At 72.6% G+C, this 15,935-nt stretch carries 16 protein-coding genes; 2 read left to right on the top strand and 14 right to left on the bottom strand.

Features of this window, described 5'->3' with window-relative positions:
- Window positions 1-3: 3 nt before the first annotated feature.
- From recO to leuA, 3 genes are all read right to left on the bottom strand, one after another.
- The gene (recO, locus tag AB0P03_RS15165) at window positions 4-750 is read right to left on the bottom strand and encodes a DNA repair protein RecO (protein WP_063347510.1); all 747 of its coding nucleotides are present in this window, start codon (window positions 748-750) and stop codon (window positions 4-6) included.
- Window positions 751-992: 242 nt separating this feature from the next.
- Entirely contained in the window at window positions 993-1,535 is a 543-nt protein-coding gene (locus tag AB0P03_RS15160; protein WP_350878207.1) for a TerB family tellurite resistance protein, read from the bottom strand.
- A 360-nt stretch (window positions 1,536-1,895) separates the two neighbouring features.
- The gene (gene leuA, locus AB0P03_RS15155; protein ID WP_350878208.1) at window positions 1,896-3,692 is read right to left on the bottom strand and encodes a 2-isopropylmalate synthase; all 1,797 of its coding nucleotides are present in this window, start codon (window positions 3,690-3,692) and stop codon (window positions 1,896-1,898) included.
- 330 nt (window positions 3,693-4,022) lie between these two features.
- Here leuA and AB0P03_RS15150 point away from each other — a divergent pair, with 330 nt between their 5' ends.
- Together AB0P03_RS15150 and AB0P03_RS15145 are read left to right on the top strand one after the other, a co-directional pair.
- On the top strand, window positions 4,023-5,045 hold the full coding sequence (locus tag AB0P03_RS15150) for a M4 family metallopeptidase (RefSeq protein ID WP_363629217.1): 1,023 nt from the start codon (window positions 4,023-4,025) through the stop codon (window positions 5,043-5,045).
- A gap of 157 nt (window positions 5,046-5,202) precedes the next feature.
- The gene (locus AB0P03_RS15145) at window positions 5,203-5,469 is read left to right on the top strand and encodes a protealysin inhibitor emfourin (protein WP_063351090.1); all 267 of its coding nucleotides are present in this window, start codon (window positions 5,203-5,205) and stop codon (window positions 5,467-5,469) included.
- Window positions 5,470-5,544: 75 nt separating this feature from the next.
- Here the strand turns inward: AB0P03_RS15145 and era are convergent, their stop codons facing one another.
- From era to AB0P03_RS15090, 11 genes are all read right to left on the bottom strand, one after another.
- Window positions 5,545-6,474 carry a GTPase Era gene (era, locus tag AB0P03_RS15140; protein WP_363588241.1) on the bottom strand — a complete coding sequence of 310 codons (930 nt, stop codon included), beginning with the start codon at window positions 6,472-6,474 and terminating at the stop codon, window positions 5,545-5,547.
- 59 nt (window positions 6,475-6,533) lie between these two features.
- Window positions 6,534-6,692: a hypothetical protein gene (locus AB0P03_RS15135; RefSeq protein WP_363629215.1), complete on the bottom strand. Its 159-nt coding sequence runs from the start codon at window positions 6,690-6,692 to the stop codon at window positions 6,534-6,536.
- Between the two features lie 151 nt (window positions 6,693-6,843).
- A complete protein-coding gene (locus tag AB0P03_RS15130; RefSeq protein WP_063351091.1) occupies window positions 6,844-7,197 on the bottom strand; it encodes a hypothetical protein in 354 nt (117 codons plus the stop codon).
- Window positions 7,198-7,228: 31 nt separating this feature from the next.
- On the bottom strand, window positions 7,229-7,774 hold the full coding sequence (locus AB0P03_RS15125) for a DUF4383 domain-containing protein (protein ID WP_363588245.1): 546 nt from the start codon (window positions 7,772-7,774) through the stop codon (window positions 7,229-7,231).
- 44 nt (window positions 7,775-7,818) lie between these two features.
- Complete coding sequence (locus tag AB0P03_RS15120; protein WP_063351092.1) at window positions 7,819-8,055, bottom strand: hypothetical protein; 237 nt, start codon at window positions 8,053-8,055, stop codon at window positions 7,819-7,821.
- Window positions 8,056-8,088: 33 nt separating this feature from the next.
- On the bottom strand, window positions 8,089-9,414 hold the full coding sequence (locus tag AB0P03_RS15115; protein ID WP_063347516.1) for a hemolysin family protein: 1,326 nt from the start codon (window positions 9,412-9,414) through the stop codon (window positions 8,089-8,091).
- A gap of 19 nt (window positions 9,415-9,433) precedes the next feature.
- Window positions 9,434-9,928 carry an rRNA maturation RNase YbeY gene (gene ybeY, locus AB0P03_RS15110; RefSeq protein WP_063347517.1) on the bottom strand — a complete coding sequence of 165 codons (495 nt, stop codon included), beginning with the start codon at window positions 9,926-9,928 and terminating at the stop codon, window positions 9,434-9,436.
- 14 nt (window positions 9,929-9,942) lie between these two features.
- Window positions 9,943-10,959, bottom strand: coding sequence for a PhoH family protein (locus tag AB0P03_RS15105; protein WP_363629280.1), 1,017 nt, complete (start codon window positions 10,957-10,959; stop codon window positions 9,943-9,945).
- A 278-nt stretch (window positions 10,960-11,237) separates the two neighbouring features.
- Window positions 11,238-12,161 carry a ribonuclease Z gene (locus tag AB0P03_RS15100; protein ID WP_363629213.1) on the bottom strand — a complete coding sequence of 308 codons (924 nt, stop codon included), beginning with the start codon at window positions 12,159-12,161 and terminating at the stop codon, window positions 11,238-11,240.
- A gap of 5 nt (window positions 12,162-12,166) precedes the next feature.
- Window positions 12,167-12,520, bottom strand: a complete 354-nt coding sequence (locus AB0P03_RS15095; protein WP_363588248.1) for a histidine triad nucleotide-binding protein — start codon at window positions 12,518-12,520, stop codon at window positions 12,167-12,169.
- A gap of 119 nt (window positions 12,521-12,639) precedes the next feature.
- The gene (locus AB0P03_RS15090) at window positions 12,640-15,876 is read right to left on the bottom strand and encodes a PDZ domain-containing protein (RefSeq protein ID WP_363629211.1); all 3,237 of its coding nucleotides are present in this window, start codon (window positions 15,874-15,876) and stop codon (window positions 12,640-12,642) included.
- Between the last annotated feature and the right edge of the window lie 59 nt (window positions 15,877-15,935).

Raw genomic sequence — 15,935 nt, 5'->3', positions numbered from 1 at the left:
TGCTCACTTCTCCACGTATCTCATCGAGCGGATGCCCCGCTCCAAATGCCACTGCAGATAGGCCGCGACCAGGCCGCTGCCCTCCCGCCAGTACCTCGGCTCGCAGGAATCGGCCGTCTGCCAGTCCCCTGACAGCAGCGCCCCGAGCAGTACCAGTGTCTCAGGGGAGGGTACGGCACATCCGGGCACTCGGCAGTCCGGGCAGAGGACCCCGCCCGCGGGAAGGGAGAAGAAACGGTTCGGCCCCTCCAGCCCGCATTTGGCGCAGTCCGTGAAGCTCGCGCCGTACCCGTTCACCGCGAGCGAGCGCAGCAGGAAGGCGTCCATCACCAGGTGCGACTCGTGCAGCCCGGCCGCCAGCGTGCGCAGGGCGCCCACCAGCAGCAGGTACTGCTGGACGGCCGGTTCGCCCTCGTTCTCGGCGAACCGCTCGGCCGTCTCCAGCATCGCCGTCCCGGCGGTGTAGCGGCCGTAGTCGGTGACGATCGAACCGCCGTACGGCGCGATCGTCTCCACCTGGGTGCACAGCGGCAACCCGCGGCCGATCAGCTCACTCCCCCGGCTGAAGAACTGCACGTCCACGTGCGAGAACGGCTCCAGACGGGCGCCGAACTTGGACTTGGTCTTGCGCACCCCGCGCGCCACCGCCCGCACCTTGCCGTGGTGCCGGGTCAACAGGGTGATGATCCGATCGGCCTCGCCGAGCTTCTGCGCCCGCAGCACGACGCCGTCGTCCCGGAAAAGACTCATGGGAGCCATTCTCCCCCACGGCACGCCCCGGCCGCCGACAGCCGTGTTGCCCGCACCGAGTCCGTGGGGGAGGACCGATCGGTGCGGGTCACGGCGGGCCCGGAGGGGGATTTCGGGCCCGTTTTGTGGGGGATCGGAGATGGCTCGGGGGTTGCGCGGCGGGCCCGGCACTGCGGAGCGGGTCCGGTACTGCGGAGGACGTCCCGTCCTGCGGAGGACGTCCGGGTTACTGCGGAGAAGGTCTAGTACGGAGCCCGGGTCGCCGCCTCCAGCAGCGCCCCGACCCGCGACTGCGGTAGATCCAGACAGCGCCCGACCGCGGCCAGCGCCTCGCGCTCCTGCGGCAGGTAGCGCCCGTCGGACAGGGCGATCGCCGCGCCCTGCAGCAGCAGCCGCTCCCGGCCCTGGTGGGCCAGGTGCGGGGCGAGCGGTTCGAGCACCGCGTGCAGTTCCACGGCCAGGCCGCCGGCCATCCCGTGGGCGTCGTAGAGTTCGCCGCCGAGCCCGGACAGCGCGGCGAGCGCGGCCAGCACCTGGGCCTCGCCGCAGTCCTCGAACCCGGCCTCGCGCACCGCCGTGCAGGCCGCCTCGCGGGCCGCGCGGTGCGCGGTGCCGCCGGCCGCGAGCAGGGCGAGCGCGATGGTGTACTGCGCGTCCCGCAGCATCGCGCCGAGCCGTACGGAGGTGGGCTGTTCCAGGCTCTCGACGCCGTAGCGACCGTGGCAGCTGGTGCACTGCACGCTGCCGATCACCGGGCCGAGCGGGGCCACCGGGGTCCCCAGCAACCGCAGCCACCGCCGACCGTGCTGCCGGCGGTAGTTGCGGTCCCCGCCACAGCCCGGACAGAAGAAGTCACCGAGAACGTCAGTCCGCCACCGCGGGCGAACACCCCACAACCTGGTCACGGCGCCACTCCCCAGACATGGCAGACGGCCTGCACAACAATGGGCAGGTCACGCGACCGGACACCGAGGCCGTCCCACCGACCCGGCTTTCCGGTGGATCGATGTTGCCATGGTTACCGGCACGTGTCAGTACCTCGAACGGCTTCCGACCCGAAAAAATGTGGCGCAGGACACAACTGGCCCCAGGCGCGGCGAAGGGCCGCCCCGGAGGACGGCCCCGCCACATCTCACTCGTACGAACTACCCGCGCTGTGCCCGGTTGACGGCGCTGATGATCGCCTTCAGCGAGGCCAGCACGGTGTTGCCGTCGATGCCGACGCCCCACAGCACCTTGCCGTCCACCGCGCACTCGACGTACGCGGCGGCCTGGGCGTCGCCGCCCTCGCTCAGCGCGTGCTCGGCGTAGTCCAGGACGCGGACGTCCAGGCCGATCCGGGCCAGCGCGTCCGTGAAGGCGGAGACCGGGCCGTTGCCGACACCGGTCAGGGTCACCGGTACCGAGTCCACCAGCGCGCCGGCGATCAGCGCGTCCCGGCCGTCCTCGGTGGTCAGGGTGCGCGAACCGCTCAGCGAGATCCGGCCCCACGGGTTGTCCGGGGTCGGCAGGTACTCGTCCTCGAAGACCCGCCAGATCTCGGCCGGGGTGACCTCGCCGCCCTCGGCGTCGGTCTTGGCCTGGATGATCCGGGAGAACTCGATCTGCATCCGGCGCGGCAGGTCCAGCTTGTGGTCGTTCTTCAGGACGTACGCCACACCGCCCTTGCCGGACTGGCTGTTGACCCGGATGACCGCCTCGTAGGTGCGGCCGACGTCCTTCGGGTCGATCGGCAGGTACGGCACGCCCCAGGTGTGCTCCCCCACCGGGACGCCCGCCGCCGCGGCGTCCGCCTCCAGGGCGTCGAAGCCCTTCTTGATGGCGTCCTGGTGCGAGCCGGAGAAGGAGGTGTACACCAGGTCGCCGGCGTACGGGTGGCGCGGGTGCACCTCCATCTGGTTGCAGTACTCGGCGGTGCGGCGCACCTCGTCGATGTCGGAGAAGTCGATCTGCGGGTCGATGCCCTGCGAGAACAGGTTCATGCCCAGGGTCACCAGGTCGACGTTGCCCGTCCGCTCGCCCTGGCCGAACAGGCAGCCCTCGATGCGGTCCGCGCCCGCCATGTAGGCCAGTTCGGCGGAGGCGACGGCGGTGCCGCGGTCGTTGTGCGGGTGCACCGACAGGCAGACGAACTCGCGGCGCGACAGGTTGCGCGACATCCACTCGAACTGGTCGGCCTGCACGTTCGGGGTGGCCCGCTCGATGGTGGCCGGCAGGTTCAGGATGATCTCGCGGCCCTCGCCCGGCTGCCAGACGTCCATGACCGCCTCGCAGACCTCCAGCGCGAAGTCCAGCTCGGTGTCCACGAAGATCTCCGGCGAGTACTGGTAGCCGAAGACGGTCTCCTCGCCCAGCAGCTTCTCGGCGTACTCCATCACCAGCCGGGTGCCGTCGGTGGCGATCGCCTTGGTCGCGGCCCGGTCGTTGCGGAACACCACCCGGCGGAACAGCGGCGCCGTCGCGTTGTACAGGTGGACCGTCGCGCGCGGGGCGCCGACCAGCGACTCGACGGTCTTCTCGATCAGCTCCTCGCGGGCCTGCGTCAGCACCGAGATGGTGACGTCCTCGGGGATCGCCCCCTCCTCGATCAGCGACCGCACGAAGGCGTGGTCGGTGGCGCCGGAGGACGGGAAGCCGACCTCGATCTCCTTGTAGCCCATCGCGACCAGCAGGTCGAACATCTTGCGCTTGCGGGCCGGGGACATCGGGTCGATCAGCGCCTGGTTGCCGTCCCGCAGGTCGGTGGAGAGCCAGCGCGGCGCCTTGGTGATCACCTTGCTCGGCCAGGTGCGGTCCGGCAGGTCGACGGTGTCGAACGGCAGGTAGCGCCCGTACCGCATGCCGGAGGGCAGCTGGCGCACGGACGCGGCGGTGATCGGGGTGGGGCGGTCGACGAAGGCGCGACCGGCGGGGATGGGCGCGGCGGAGCTCTGCTCGGTCATGGAATGACTCTCGGCTTCCTGTGATGCGTGGTGCGGGGGCGGGCCGGGGTGGTCAACACCGACTGGCCGGCAGCTGCCGCTCGCGACCCTCCGTTGGATCGCCGGATGACGCGCACAGCTCGATCCCCGCGGCGAGGGAGCCGGCCCTGTGGACTACAGGCCCTCGACGCGGCAGCTAAGAAGAAGCAGCCCGTTGCGCATGATGGCCCCAGCGTAACCCAGGGCCGCGCGCCCCCGAAGTGATCCGGGCCACCGTTCCACCCCTTGAGACACCGACCGGTCACGCCAAGAGTGGTGACAACCGGTCATCGAGGCCTCACCCTGGGCCACATGACTGCAGCAGTTCCGATCTGCGCGATCGTCCCGCCGTACGTCCTGGACCGCCTCGCCGAGGCCGGTCACGAGCCCGCCGTCCGCTCCCTCCTGCTCGACACCGCGCACCGCGCGGCCCGCCTCGCCCCTCCCCCGCCCGTCAGCACCGGCCCGACCCCCAGCCGGCTGATCGCCGACACCGCCCACAGCCAGCGGCTGCCCGGCCGGACCGTCCGCACCGAGGGCCAGGCCCCGGTCGCCGACCAGTCCGTCAACCACGCCTACGACGGCCTCGGCGACACCTTCGCCCTGTACGCCACCGTCTTCGGCCGCCGCTCGATCGACAACCGGGGGCTGCGCCTGGACGCCACCGTGCACTACGGCCAGGACTACGACAACGCCTTCTGGAACGGCCACCAGATGGTCTTCGGCGACGGCGACGGCGAGATCTTCGGCGACTTCACCGCCTGCGTCGACGTCATCGGCCACGAACTCACCCACGGCGTCACCCAGTTCACCGCCGGCCTGCAGTACCAGGACCAGCCCGGCGCGCTCAACGAGTCGGTCTCCGACGTCTTCGGCTCGCTGGTCAAGCAGCACTCGCTGGGCCAGGACGCCGCCCACGCCGACTGGCTGATCGGCGCCGGCCTGCTCGCCCCCGGCATCCAGGGCGTGGCGCTGCGCTCGATGAAGGCCCCCGGCACCGCCTACGACGACCCCCGGCTCGGCAAGGACCCGCAGCCCGCGCACATGCGGGACTACGTGGACACCACCGACGACAACGGCGGCGTGCACATCAACTCCGGCATCCCCAACCACGCGTTCTACCTGCTGGCCACCGCCCTCGGCGGCCAGGCCTGGGACCGCGCCGGGCGGATCTGGTACGACGCCCTGACCGGCGGCCGGCTGGCCGCCGACGCCGACTTCACCGCCTTCGCCCAGGCCACCGTGGCCGCCGCCAAGGCCCGCTACCCCGACCAGTCCTCGGTGGCGGACACCGTGACGGCCTCCTGGGCGCAGGTGGGCGTCAGCCCCGGCTGAACCCCTCAGGCGGCCCCGGCCGAACCCCTCAGGCCTCGGCGGCGGCCCCGACGACGGCCCCGACCGAGGACCGGTTGAGACCGGGTTGAGCCGCGCTTAAGGTCACGGTCCGGGAAAAGACCGGCAAACTCCCTCCCCTGGTAGCACCATGGACACCATGCGTATCCAGGTGACCCGGACCGGCGGCTTCGCGGGGATCGTCCGCCATGCGGAACTCGACACCGTCGACCGCACGGACGCCCCGCACGTCCACGCGCTCGCCCGCGAGGCCGTCGCGGGCGGGCTGCGGGCGCCCTCGTACGGGGTGCCGGACGGCTTCCACTACGAGATCACCGTCGACGGCCGGACGGTCTACTGCGCCGACCCGAAGCTCACCGACTCGCAGCGCGAGCTGGTGTCGCTGGTCCTGCGCGAGGGCGCGTAGCCCCACCGGCCCCCGGACCCGCCGAAGGCCCGCCCGATCGACGGATCCGGGCGGGCCTTCGGCGGGAACCGGGGCTCAGAAGCCGAGCTTGCGCAGCTGCTTCGGGTCGCGCTGCCAGTCCTTGGCCACCTTGACGTGCAGGTCCAGGTAGACCGGCGTGCCGAGCAGCGCCTCGATGTGCTTGCGGGCGGTGGTGCCGACGTGCTTGAGCCGCGCGCCCTTGGCGCCGATGACGATCGCCTTCTGGCTCTGCCGCTCGATGTAGACGTTGGCGTGGATGTCCAGCAGCGGGCGGTCCGCCGGGCGGCCCTCGCGCGGGAGCATCTCCTCGACCACGACGGCCAGCGAGTGCGGCAGCTCGTCCCGGACGCCCTCCAGGGCGGCCTCGCGGATCAGCTCCGCGACCATGATCTGCTCGGGCTCGTCGGTGAGGTCGCCGTCCGGGTAGAGCGGCATGCCCTCCGGCAGCAGCTTGGTGATCAGGTCGCCGACCAGTTCCACCTGCTTGTCGCCGACGGCCGAGACCGGGATGATCTCGGCCCACTCGATGCCCAGTTCCTCACCGAGCTGGTGGATGGCGATCAGCTGCTCGGCGAGCCGCTTGGAGTCGACCAGGTCGGTCTTGGTGACGATGGCGACCTTGGGGGTCTTCTTGACCTCGGCGAGTTCCTTGGCGATGAACTTGTCGCCGGGGCCGAGCTTCTGGTCGGCGGGCAGGCAGAAGCCGATCACGTCGACCTCGGCCCAGGTGCTGCGGACCAGGTCGTTGAGGCGCTCGCCGAGCAGGGTGCGCGGCTTGTGCAGGCCGGGGGTGTCGACCAGGACGAGCTGGGAGTCCGGGCGGTGCACGATGCCGCGCACGGTGTGCCGGGTGGTCTGCGGGCGGTCGGAGGTGATCGCGACCTTCGTCCCCACCAGAGCGTTGGTCAGGGTCGACTTGCCCGCGTTGGGTCGGCCGACGAAGCACGCGAAGCCGGAGCGGTACGAGGAGGAAGGGGCACTCATGTGCTCCATTCTCCCTGATCACCGGAGTCGCGCTGTCCGGGCCCGCCCGCACCGCCCGATCAGCCCTTGCGGCCACCCCGCGTGACCACCGACATCACCACCAGCAGCACCAGGAAGGCGACCGAACCCCAGAGCCAGTACGGCGAGCCGGTCTCCTGCCACTTGCCCATCCCCATCACGAACAGCAGCAGCCCGGCGAAGAACGCCACCGCCCCCATGTGCCCAGCCCCCTCACCGAGTTCACTCCCCCGGTGAGACTATCGGCTCGGTTCGGGCAGGTGTTCGCCAGGCCGCCGCCATCGCCCGCCACAGCGGGCCCCAGCAGCCCTCAGCGGGCCGCGGCATCAGGCCGGCGGGCCCCAGCAGCCCTCAGCGGGCCTCGGCCGCCACCCGCAGCGTCCCGTCCACACCGGCCAGCAGCACAGGCGTCCCGGCCCCGCCGAGGTCCCGGACGGCCGCCAGGTCGGCCTCGGCCGGCTGCTCGGCCTCGCTCACCACGGCCGCCGCCTCCAGCGACTTCGCACCGCTGGCCACCGCCATCGCCACCGCCGTCTGCAGCGCGCTCAGCCGGAGCGACTCCAGCGCGACCGTCCCGGCCACGTACGTCCGGCCGGTCTCGTCACGCACCGCGGCCCCCTCGGCGACGCCGTTGCGGGCGCGGGCCGAGCGGGCCAGGGTGATGATCTTCTTGTCTTCGGGGTCGAGCTCGACGATGTCACTCATGCCGCCGAGCATAGGCGGCCCCCGCGGCCGCTCAGTGGCCGACCGGGTGGGTCGGACCGGGGTTCGGATTGAGGACCTTGACGAAGGTCTTCGGCCCGGACGGCCTCGCCGTCTCGTGCTCCGCGCGCTCGCGCCAGAACGGGTTGTCGTGCGGCAGGTGGCTGCTCACCCGGCCGTACATCCCGAAGGTCGTCAGGATCACCCCGAAGATGAAGGCGAACAGCACGTTCGACATCCGGAAGTTCAGGATGTTGGCGTCCGGCCGCCCGAGCACCGCCAGGCCGTAGAAGCCGGACAGGACGAACAGCACGCCGACCACCATGTTCAGGTTGGACGCGAAGTTGCCGCCGATCACCGCCCCCGCCACCAGGATCGCGCCCGCCACGATGGACAGGATGCTCAGCGCCCCGTTGGTCGACAGCCCGGCGATCCGGTCACCGTGGGTGGCGAGGAAGCCCGGGTGATCGGCCAGCCCCAGGCACCCGAACACGATCAGGAAGATCCCCCCGAGCCCCGCCCCGATCCGCCACACCGTGGCGAGCCGGCTGTTCACGGGCAGTTCGTCTTGCAGCTTCATGGTGACCTCCACCATGGCCTGGCCGGCCTGCCGGCCACGCCGGCCTAGCTGTAGGGATGGCTCCCCTGCATGTGCGGCACCTCGTGCATGTAGAGCGAACCGCACTGCTGGCAGCAGCGCAGCCCGGTGCCCCACTCCTGCTCGGGCCGCGTCTCGGCGTCGTCGGCCAGGCTACGGCCGCAGAGCGCCGTCGCGGGGTCGCCGTCGCGCACCACGTGCCAGACCTTGACCCCGCCGGTCGCACCCTGCGGGCCGTACTCCGCGCGAAGTTGATGCGTCATGCTGTCCATGGTCGCTCCGCCGGGGCGCGACCGCTACTCGCCGGGCTCCGCCCCGGCCTCCGCGGCCTTGCGGACCGGGGTCGCGACCATCGAGCCGATCCGGTTGCGGCGCCCGGCCGAGGACTCGGCGGTCAGCAGGATGCCGGTCAGCCCGGTGCCCGCGGGCTCGGGCAGCGGGATCTCGCAGGCCGAGCCGGGGATCGGCACCCGGCCGAGGTGCTTGGCCAGCAGGCCGCCGACGGTCTCGACGTCCTCGTCCTCCAGCTCGATGCCGAAGAGCTCGCCCAGGTCCTCCACCAGCAGCCGGGCGGTGATCCGGTACGAGCCGTCGCCGAGGTCCTCCACCGGTGCGATCTCCCGGTCGTACTCGTCGGTGATCTCGCCGACGATCTCCTCCAGGACGTCCTCGATGGTGACCAGGCCGGCCGTGCCGCCGTACTCGTCGATCACGATCGCCACGTGCGAGCGGCGCTGCTGCATCTCGCGCAGCAGGTCGCCGGCCGGCTTGGAGTCCGGTACGAAGACGGCCGGGCGCATCACCGCGCCGACCTCCTCGGACTCCGCCTCCCGGTTGATGTGGGTACGCCGGACCAGGTCCTTCAGGTAGACGATGCCGACCACGTCGTCCTCGCTGTCCCCGACCACGGGGATCCGCGAGAAGCCCGAGCGCAGCGCCAGGGTGAGCGCCTGCCGGACGGTCTTGTGCCGCTCGATCATCACCAGGTCGGTGCGCGGCACCATCACCTCGCGGACGATGGTGTCGCCCAGCTCGAAGACGGAGTGCACCATCCGGCGCTCCTCGTCCTCGATCAGGTCGTCCTTCTCGGCGAGGTCGACCAGCGCCCGCAGCTCGGCCTCGGAGGCGAACGGCCCCTCCCGGTAGCCCTTGCCCGGGGTCAGCGCGTTGCCGAGCAGGATCAGCAGCCGCGGGATCGGGCCGAGCACCGCGGCCAGCGGCAGCAGCACGAAGGAGGCGGCGGTCGCGGTGGTGAGCGGGTGCTGGCGCCCGATCGTGCGCGGCGAGACCCCCACCGCGACGAAGGACACCAGCACCATCACGCCGAACGCCAGCAGCACGGCCTGCCAGATCGGCTCCACGTTGCGCACGCACACCACGGTGACCAGGACGGCCGCCGCCATCTCGCTGGCCACCCGGATCAGGGTCGCCAGGTTGAGGTAGCGGATCGGGTCGGAGGCGACGGTCAGCAGCCGGGCCGAGCCGCGCCGCCCGGCCCGCACGGCCTCCTCCGCCCGGAACCGGGAGACCCGGGAGATGCCCGCCTCGGCGCACGCGGCCAGCCAGCCGAGGACGACGAGGAGCACGGCACCGAGGATGAAGCTCGTACTTTCACCACTCACAGGGGTTCGGGCTCCGCGCTCAGTGGGTGGTGGGGGCCGGGGAGAGACCACCGAGGCCCCGGCCCGCCCGCCAGTCGTCCAGGATGCGCTTCTGGAGGGCGAACATCTCCTCCTCCTCCTCGGGCTCCTCGTGGTCGTACCCGAGGACGTGCAGCACCCCGTGGACGGTGAGCAGTTGGAGCTCCTCGTCCATCGAGTGCTTGGAGGGGGCCGCCTTGCCCTGCTGCTCGGCGACCTCCGGGCAGAGCACGATGTCGCCGAGCAGGCCCTGCGGCAGTTCCTCGCCCTCCTTGCCGGGGCGAAGCTCGTCCATCGGGAAGGACATCACGTCGGTGGGGCCGGGGAGGTCCATCCACTGGATGTGCAGCTCCTCCATCGCCGCTCCGTCCACCAGGATCACGGACAGTTCGGACTGCGGGTGGATCCGCATCTTGTCCAGGGCGAAGCGGGCGACGTCGAGGATGGCTTCCTCATCGGCGTCCCAACCGGACTCGTTGGCGATGTCGATCGACATGACGGGCTGCGTACTCAGCTTTCGGTGCGATGGGACTGACGGGGTGCGCGGGAGCCGCGCCGCTGGGCCGGCTTGCGGGCGGGCGAGGAGTTCTCCTCGGCCTCCTGCTTGGCGTCCCAGCGTTCGTAGGCGTCCACGATCCGGCCGACCAGCTTGTGGCGGACCACGTCGGTGCTGGTGAGGACGGAGAAGTGGATGTCGGGCACGTCGGCCAGGATGTCCTGGACGACCTTGAGGCCGCTGCGGGTGCCGCCCGGGAGGTCGATCTGGCTGGTGTCGCCGGTGACCACCACCCGGGAGTTGAAACCGAGGCGGGTGAGGAACATCTTCATCTGCTCGGGCGAGGTGTTCTGGGCCTCGTCCAGGATGATGAAGGCGTCGTTGAGAGTGCGGCCGCGCATGTACGCCAGCGGCGCGACCTCGATGGTGCCGGCCGCCATCAGGCGCGGGATGGAGTCCGGGTCCATCATGTCGTGCAGCGCGTCGTACAGCGGGCGCAGGTACGGGTCGATCTTCTCGTAGAGGGTGCCGGGCAGGAAGCCCAGCCGCTCCCCCGCCTCGACGGCCGGGCGGGTCAGGATGATCCGGTTGACCTCCTTGGCCTGGAGGGCCTGGACGGCCTTGGCCATCGCGAGGTAGGTCTTGCCGGTGCCGGCCGGGCCGAGGCCGAAGACGATCGTGTGCTTGTCGATCGCATCGACGTAGCGCTGCTGGTTGAGGGTCTTGGGGCGGATCGTGCGGCCCCGGTTGGACAGGATGTTCGCGGTGAACACCTTGGACGGCGCCGGGCTGTCCGGGTCCTCCGCGGCACCGCGGAGCATGGCGATGGAGCGCTCCACGGAATCCTCCGTCAAGGGCTGGCCGGTGCGCAGCACCAGCATCATCTCGGTGAAGAGCCGCTGCACGAGGGCGACCTCGGCGCGCGCTCCGGTGGCGGTCACCTCGTTGCCGCGGACGTGGATGTCGGCGGCGGGGAAGCCCTGCTCGATCACGCGCAGCAGCGAGTCCGCCGTGCCGAGCAGGGTGACCATCGGGTGCTTCTCGGGGATGACGATCCGGGCGCTGACGCGACCGTCGTCGGCCGGTTCGGGGCGCGACTGTCCGTTCGTACGGGTCTGCGATGTGTCACTCATAGGTCGGCGCTGGGCCTGCCTCATCCCATCCGTGGTGTCGTGTGCCGATCGGTCTCTCCGGGGCACCAGGGTACGCCGCGCACGTGGTCGCCGCGGCGGGCGGCGGGGCCGCACCCGACGATGCTGCGGCAGATCGGGGGGCGGCGCGAGCGCTTTTCACGGGGTGCGGGCCGGGTTCACGGCTGGCGCCGGACGGGGACGGGCACCCGGGTGAGGTCGGCGGCGATCACCAGCTCGCCGTCGAAGTGTTTGCGGGCGTCGGCCAGGTGCTGGCCGAGGTCCGGGTAGCGCTGGGAGAAGTGGGTCAGCACCAGGGTGCGCACACCGGCCTCGGCGGCGGCCTTGGCGGCCTGCCCGGCGGTGAGGTGGCCGTGTTCCTCGGCGAGCCGGGCGTCGGCGTCGGCGAAGGTCGACTCGGCGACCAACAGGTCGGCGCCCTCGGCGAGTTCGTACACGCCGTCGCAGAGCCGGGTGTCCATCACGAAGGCGAAGCGCTGGCCCGGCCGGGGCTCGCTGACCTCCTCCAGGGTGACCCGCCGGCCGTCCGCCTCGATCGCCCCCTCGTGCTGGAGGCGGCCGACCGCGGGGCCGAAGACGCCCAGCGCGGCGAGGCGTTCGGGCACCAGGCGGCGGCCGTCCGGCTCGGACAGCCGGTAGCCGAAGGACTCCACGGGGTGCGACAGCCGCACGGCGTCCAGCGCGAAGCGGGCACCGGGCGTGGGCAGCGGGCCCGGCTCGTCGATCGGCCGGGGCCGCAGGACGGCCGTCTCGTGGTAGGCGGTGGCGTGCCGCAGCCGCTCGAAGTAGACCTCGCCGGAGGCCGGGAAGTAGACGTCCACCGGGTGGGGGACGCGGTCCAGGTTGATCCGCTGGATCACCCCGGCGAGGCCCAGGCAGTGGTCGCCGTGGAAGTGCGTCACGGCGATCCGGGTGATCTGGGTGGCCGAGACGCCGGCCAGCAGCATCTGCCGCTGGGTGCCCTCGCCGGGGTCGAACAGCAGGCCCTCGCCGTCCCAGCGGAGCAGGTAGCCGTTGTGGTTGCGGTGCCGGGTGGGCACCTGGCTGGCGGTGCCGAGGACGACGAGTTCGCGCTGTGACACGTAGGTCAGACCATGTTCTCGGTCATCGGCTTGCCGCCGAGCACGTGGACGTGGGCGTGGAAGATCGTCTGGCCGGCGCCGGCGCCGGTGTTGAAGATCAGCCGGTAGTCCTCGATGCCCTCGTCCCTGGCCACCGCGCCCGCCTCGGCGAGGAGTTCACCGGCGATCTCCGGCTCGGCGGCGGCCAGCGCGGCGGCGTTCGGGTAGTGGACGTGCGGGATGACCAGGACGTGCAGCGGCGCCTTGGGGGCGATGTCGCGGAAGGCGAGGACGCGCTCGGTCTTGCGCACCACGGTCGCCGGGATCTCGCCCGCAACGATCTTGCAGAACAGGCAGTCGGGTTGCGGCTCGCCGGCCATCGGCTTCTCCTCGGTTCGTGTCTGGTCTGGGGCCGTACGGGCGCAGCCTAGCGGGAAGTCGGCCGGGCCGACCTCCCGTTCGGCTGCTCTCCCGCCCGCCGGGGCGGCGGGGGCGCGCCCTACGCCCAGGGCATCGGCGGGGCCGTGCGGGGCGGGGCCGCGGCGAGCGCGGCGAGGGCGATCCGGACGCCCTCGGCCAGCTGCGGGTCCTCGCCGGCGGCCCACTGGTGCGGGGCCATCGGCACCTCGACGTCCGGGTCGACGCCGTGGTTCTCCACGCCCCAGCCGTAGTTCTCCAGCCAGTACGCGTACTTGGGCTGGGTGACCAGGGTGCCGTCGACCAGGTGGTAGCGGCTGTCGATGCCGATCACCCCGCCCCAGGTGCGGGTGCCGACCACCGGGCCGATGCCGAGCGTCTGGATGACGGCGTTGACGACGTCGCCGTCCGAGCCGGAGAACTCGTTGGCGAGCGCGACGACCGGCCCGCGCGGGGCGTCGAGGGGGTAGGGCACCGGGTGGTCGGTGTCCCGGATGGCGTTCCAGCCGACGATCCGGCGGGCGAGCTTCTCGATCACCAGCTGCGAGGTGTGGCCGCCGCGGTTCTCCCGGACGTCGACGATCACGCCGTCCCTGGCCAGTTCCACGGCCAGGTCGCGGTGGATCTGGGCCCAGCCGGCCGACTGCATGTCGGGGATGTGCAGGTAGCCGAGCCGGCCGCCGGACAGCTCGCGCACCGCGGCCCGCCGCCCGGCCACCCAGTCGTGGTAGCGCAGCGGCTCCTCGTCGGCGATCGGGACGACCACCGGGTGGCGCCGGTCGGTGCCGTCCTTGCCGGCCACGGTCAGCTCGACCGGCTGCCCGGCGGTGCCGGCCAGCAGCGGGGCCGGGCCGGTGACCGGGTCCACCGGGCGGCCGTTGACGGCGAGGACCGCGTCGCCCGGGCGGATCGCGGCGCCGGGCGCGGCCAGCGGCGAGCGGGCCCGGGGGTCGGAGGACTCGCCGGGCAGGATGCGGGCGATCCGCCACCGGTCGCCGTCCTTGGCGAGGTCCGCGCCGAGCAGGCCCTGGCGCCGGGCCGGCTCGGTGTACCGGCCGTACGGGATGACGTAGGCGTGCGAGGTGCCGAGCTCGCCGTGCACCTCCCAGAGCAGGTCGACCAGGTCGTCGTGCGAGCCGAGGCGTTCCACGAGCGGCCGGTAGCGGTCCAGCACGCCGGCCCAGTCGACGCCGCCGAGGTCGGGGCGCCAGAAGTTGTCGCGCATCAGGCGGCCGTTCTCGGCGTACATCTGCCGCCACTCGGCGGCCGGGTCGACGGTGACCCGCAGCCGGGCCAGGTCGACGCCCACCTCGTCGTCCTCACCACCCGCCTTGTGCTCGGCCGGGACGATCCGCAGCTCGCCCCCGTCCAGCACGGCCACCCGGGTGCCGTCCCCGCTGACCGCGAAGCCGTCCACGCCGTGCACCAGTTGCTCGACGCGGCGCTTCTTCAGGTCGAAGCGCTCCAGCACCGGCCGGGGCCGCTCGTCCTCGGGCGAGGCCGCCTCGTCGCCGAGTTCGCCGAGCAGCGGGGCGCGGGTCCACAGCACGCCGTCCTTGGCCGCCCTGAGCGCGTCGAACCGGCCGCCCTCGACCGGGAACGGGACGATCCGGTCCGCAATGCCGTCCAGGTCGACCCTGGTCACCGGCGCGGCGTCGCCGGCGGCCTCCTCGCCGTCCGCCCTCCTGCCGCGCAGCTCGTCCTCCTCCCCGCCGAGCGGGCGCCCGGCCCGCTGCGGCCCGAACGGGGACGGCGTGTCGGCGGCCAGCGTGATCAGGTACGGGCGGCAGCCGTTGGGGAACGACAGGTCGAAGACGTGCGAGTCGTAGACCGGGTCGAGGTTGCGCACCGACAGGAACGCCAGGTAGCGGCCGTCCGCGGTGAAGGCCGGCGAGGTGTCGATGAAGCGCTCCTGGGTGACCTCGCCGACCGTCCGGGCCACCAGGTCGGCCAGCACGATCTGGCGCAGCGAGTACGGGCCCAGCCGGTGCACCGGCCGCGACCAGGCCAGCCAGGCCGAGTCCGGGCTGAAGGCCAGCCCACTGACCTCGCCGTCGGCGCTGCGGTCCAGCTCGTGCACGGTGCCGTCGGCGAGCGCGACCAGCAGGACCCGGCCGTCGTGCACGCCGAGCGCGGCCTGCTTGCCGTCCGGGGACACCGCCAGGGAGTTGACCCGGCCGATCCGCCCGGCGGCCAGCCGGCGGCGCTCGGCGCCCTGCGCGTCGGGGGCGAACTCCAGGGCGTCCTCGCCCTCGGCGTCGGACACCCACAGCACGCCCTGGGCGCCGTCCTCGCCCGGCACCACCCGGGCCAGCCGCCCGCGCACCCCCGGGGTCTCGTCCAGCACCCGGGCCGGGCCCTCGCGGTGGGTCAGCCAGTGCACGTCGCCGCGCACCACCACGGCGCCGGCCCGGCCGGTGCGGTCGGGGGCGGCGGACTCCAGCCAGTGCGCGGCGTGCACCGGGCGGGGGCGACGGCCGCTGCGCGGGCCGGCCAGCCGGATGTCGAGGCGGCGGGGCGCGGCTCCCGCCAGGTCGTCCAGCAGCCAGACGTCGCCGGCCCGGTGGAACACCGTCCGGGTGCCGTCGGTGCCGGCGTTGCGGGCGTAGAAGCCGTCCGGGTCGGTGGTGTGGCGGCGCAGGTCGGAGCCGTCCGGGAGGCTGGAGTAGAGCTCGCCGACGCCCTCGTGGTCGGAGAGGAAGGCGATCCGGTCCCCCACCCACAGCGGCGAGTCGAGCTGGCCGTCCAACTCCTCGTGGACGCGGACGAATGCGTCCCGCCCGATCCACAACTTGCCCGCCCGGCCGCCCCGGTAGCGCTTCCACCAGGCCGGCTCGCGGTTGTTGACGGTGCCCAGCAGCACGCGGTCGCCGCCCGGCTCGAAGGCGAGCCCGCCGACCGGCCCGTACGGCAGCCGCACCGACTCGCCGCCGTCCAGCGGCACGGCGTGCGCCCAGCTGCGGCGCAGGGTCGCCTCGCCGGCGGTGGTGAGGGCGATCGGGCGCCCGTCGGCCGTCCAGCCCCGCACCTCGGTCTGCTCGCTGCCCCAGTGGGTGAGCCGCCGGGACGGCCCGCCGTCCACCGGCACCACGTGCACCTCGGGCGCGCCGTCCCGGGTGGAGGTGAAGGCGATGTGCCGCCCGTCGGGGGCGAACCGGGGGTGCCGGACGGGCACGTGATCGGCCGTCAGCCGCCAGGCCCGGCCACCGTCCAGCGGGGCCAGCCAGACGTCGTCCTCGGCGACGAAGGTGACCAGGTCACCGTGCAGATGGGGGTGGCGCAGGTAGGCGCCCGCGGAGGTGCTCAGGGGTTCCGTCACGCGGTCAGCGTAGGCACGTGCGCGCACGGCGCGGGCCGGTTCGGGCAGACTCCGACCGC

The organism is Kitasatospora sp. NPDC088779 (assembly GCF_040685395.1).
In the GTDB taxonomy this organism is placed as follows: domain Bacteria; phylum Actinomycetota; class Actinomycetes; order Streptomycetales; family Streptomycetaceae; genus Kitasatospora.
Note: the sequence above shows the minus strand (reverse complement) of the source record. Positions and strands in the feature narration are given on the sequence as shown.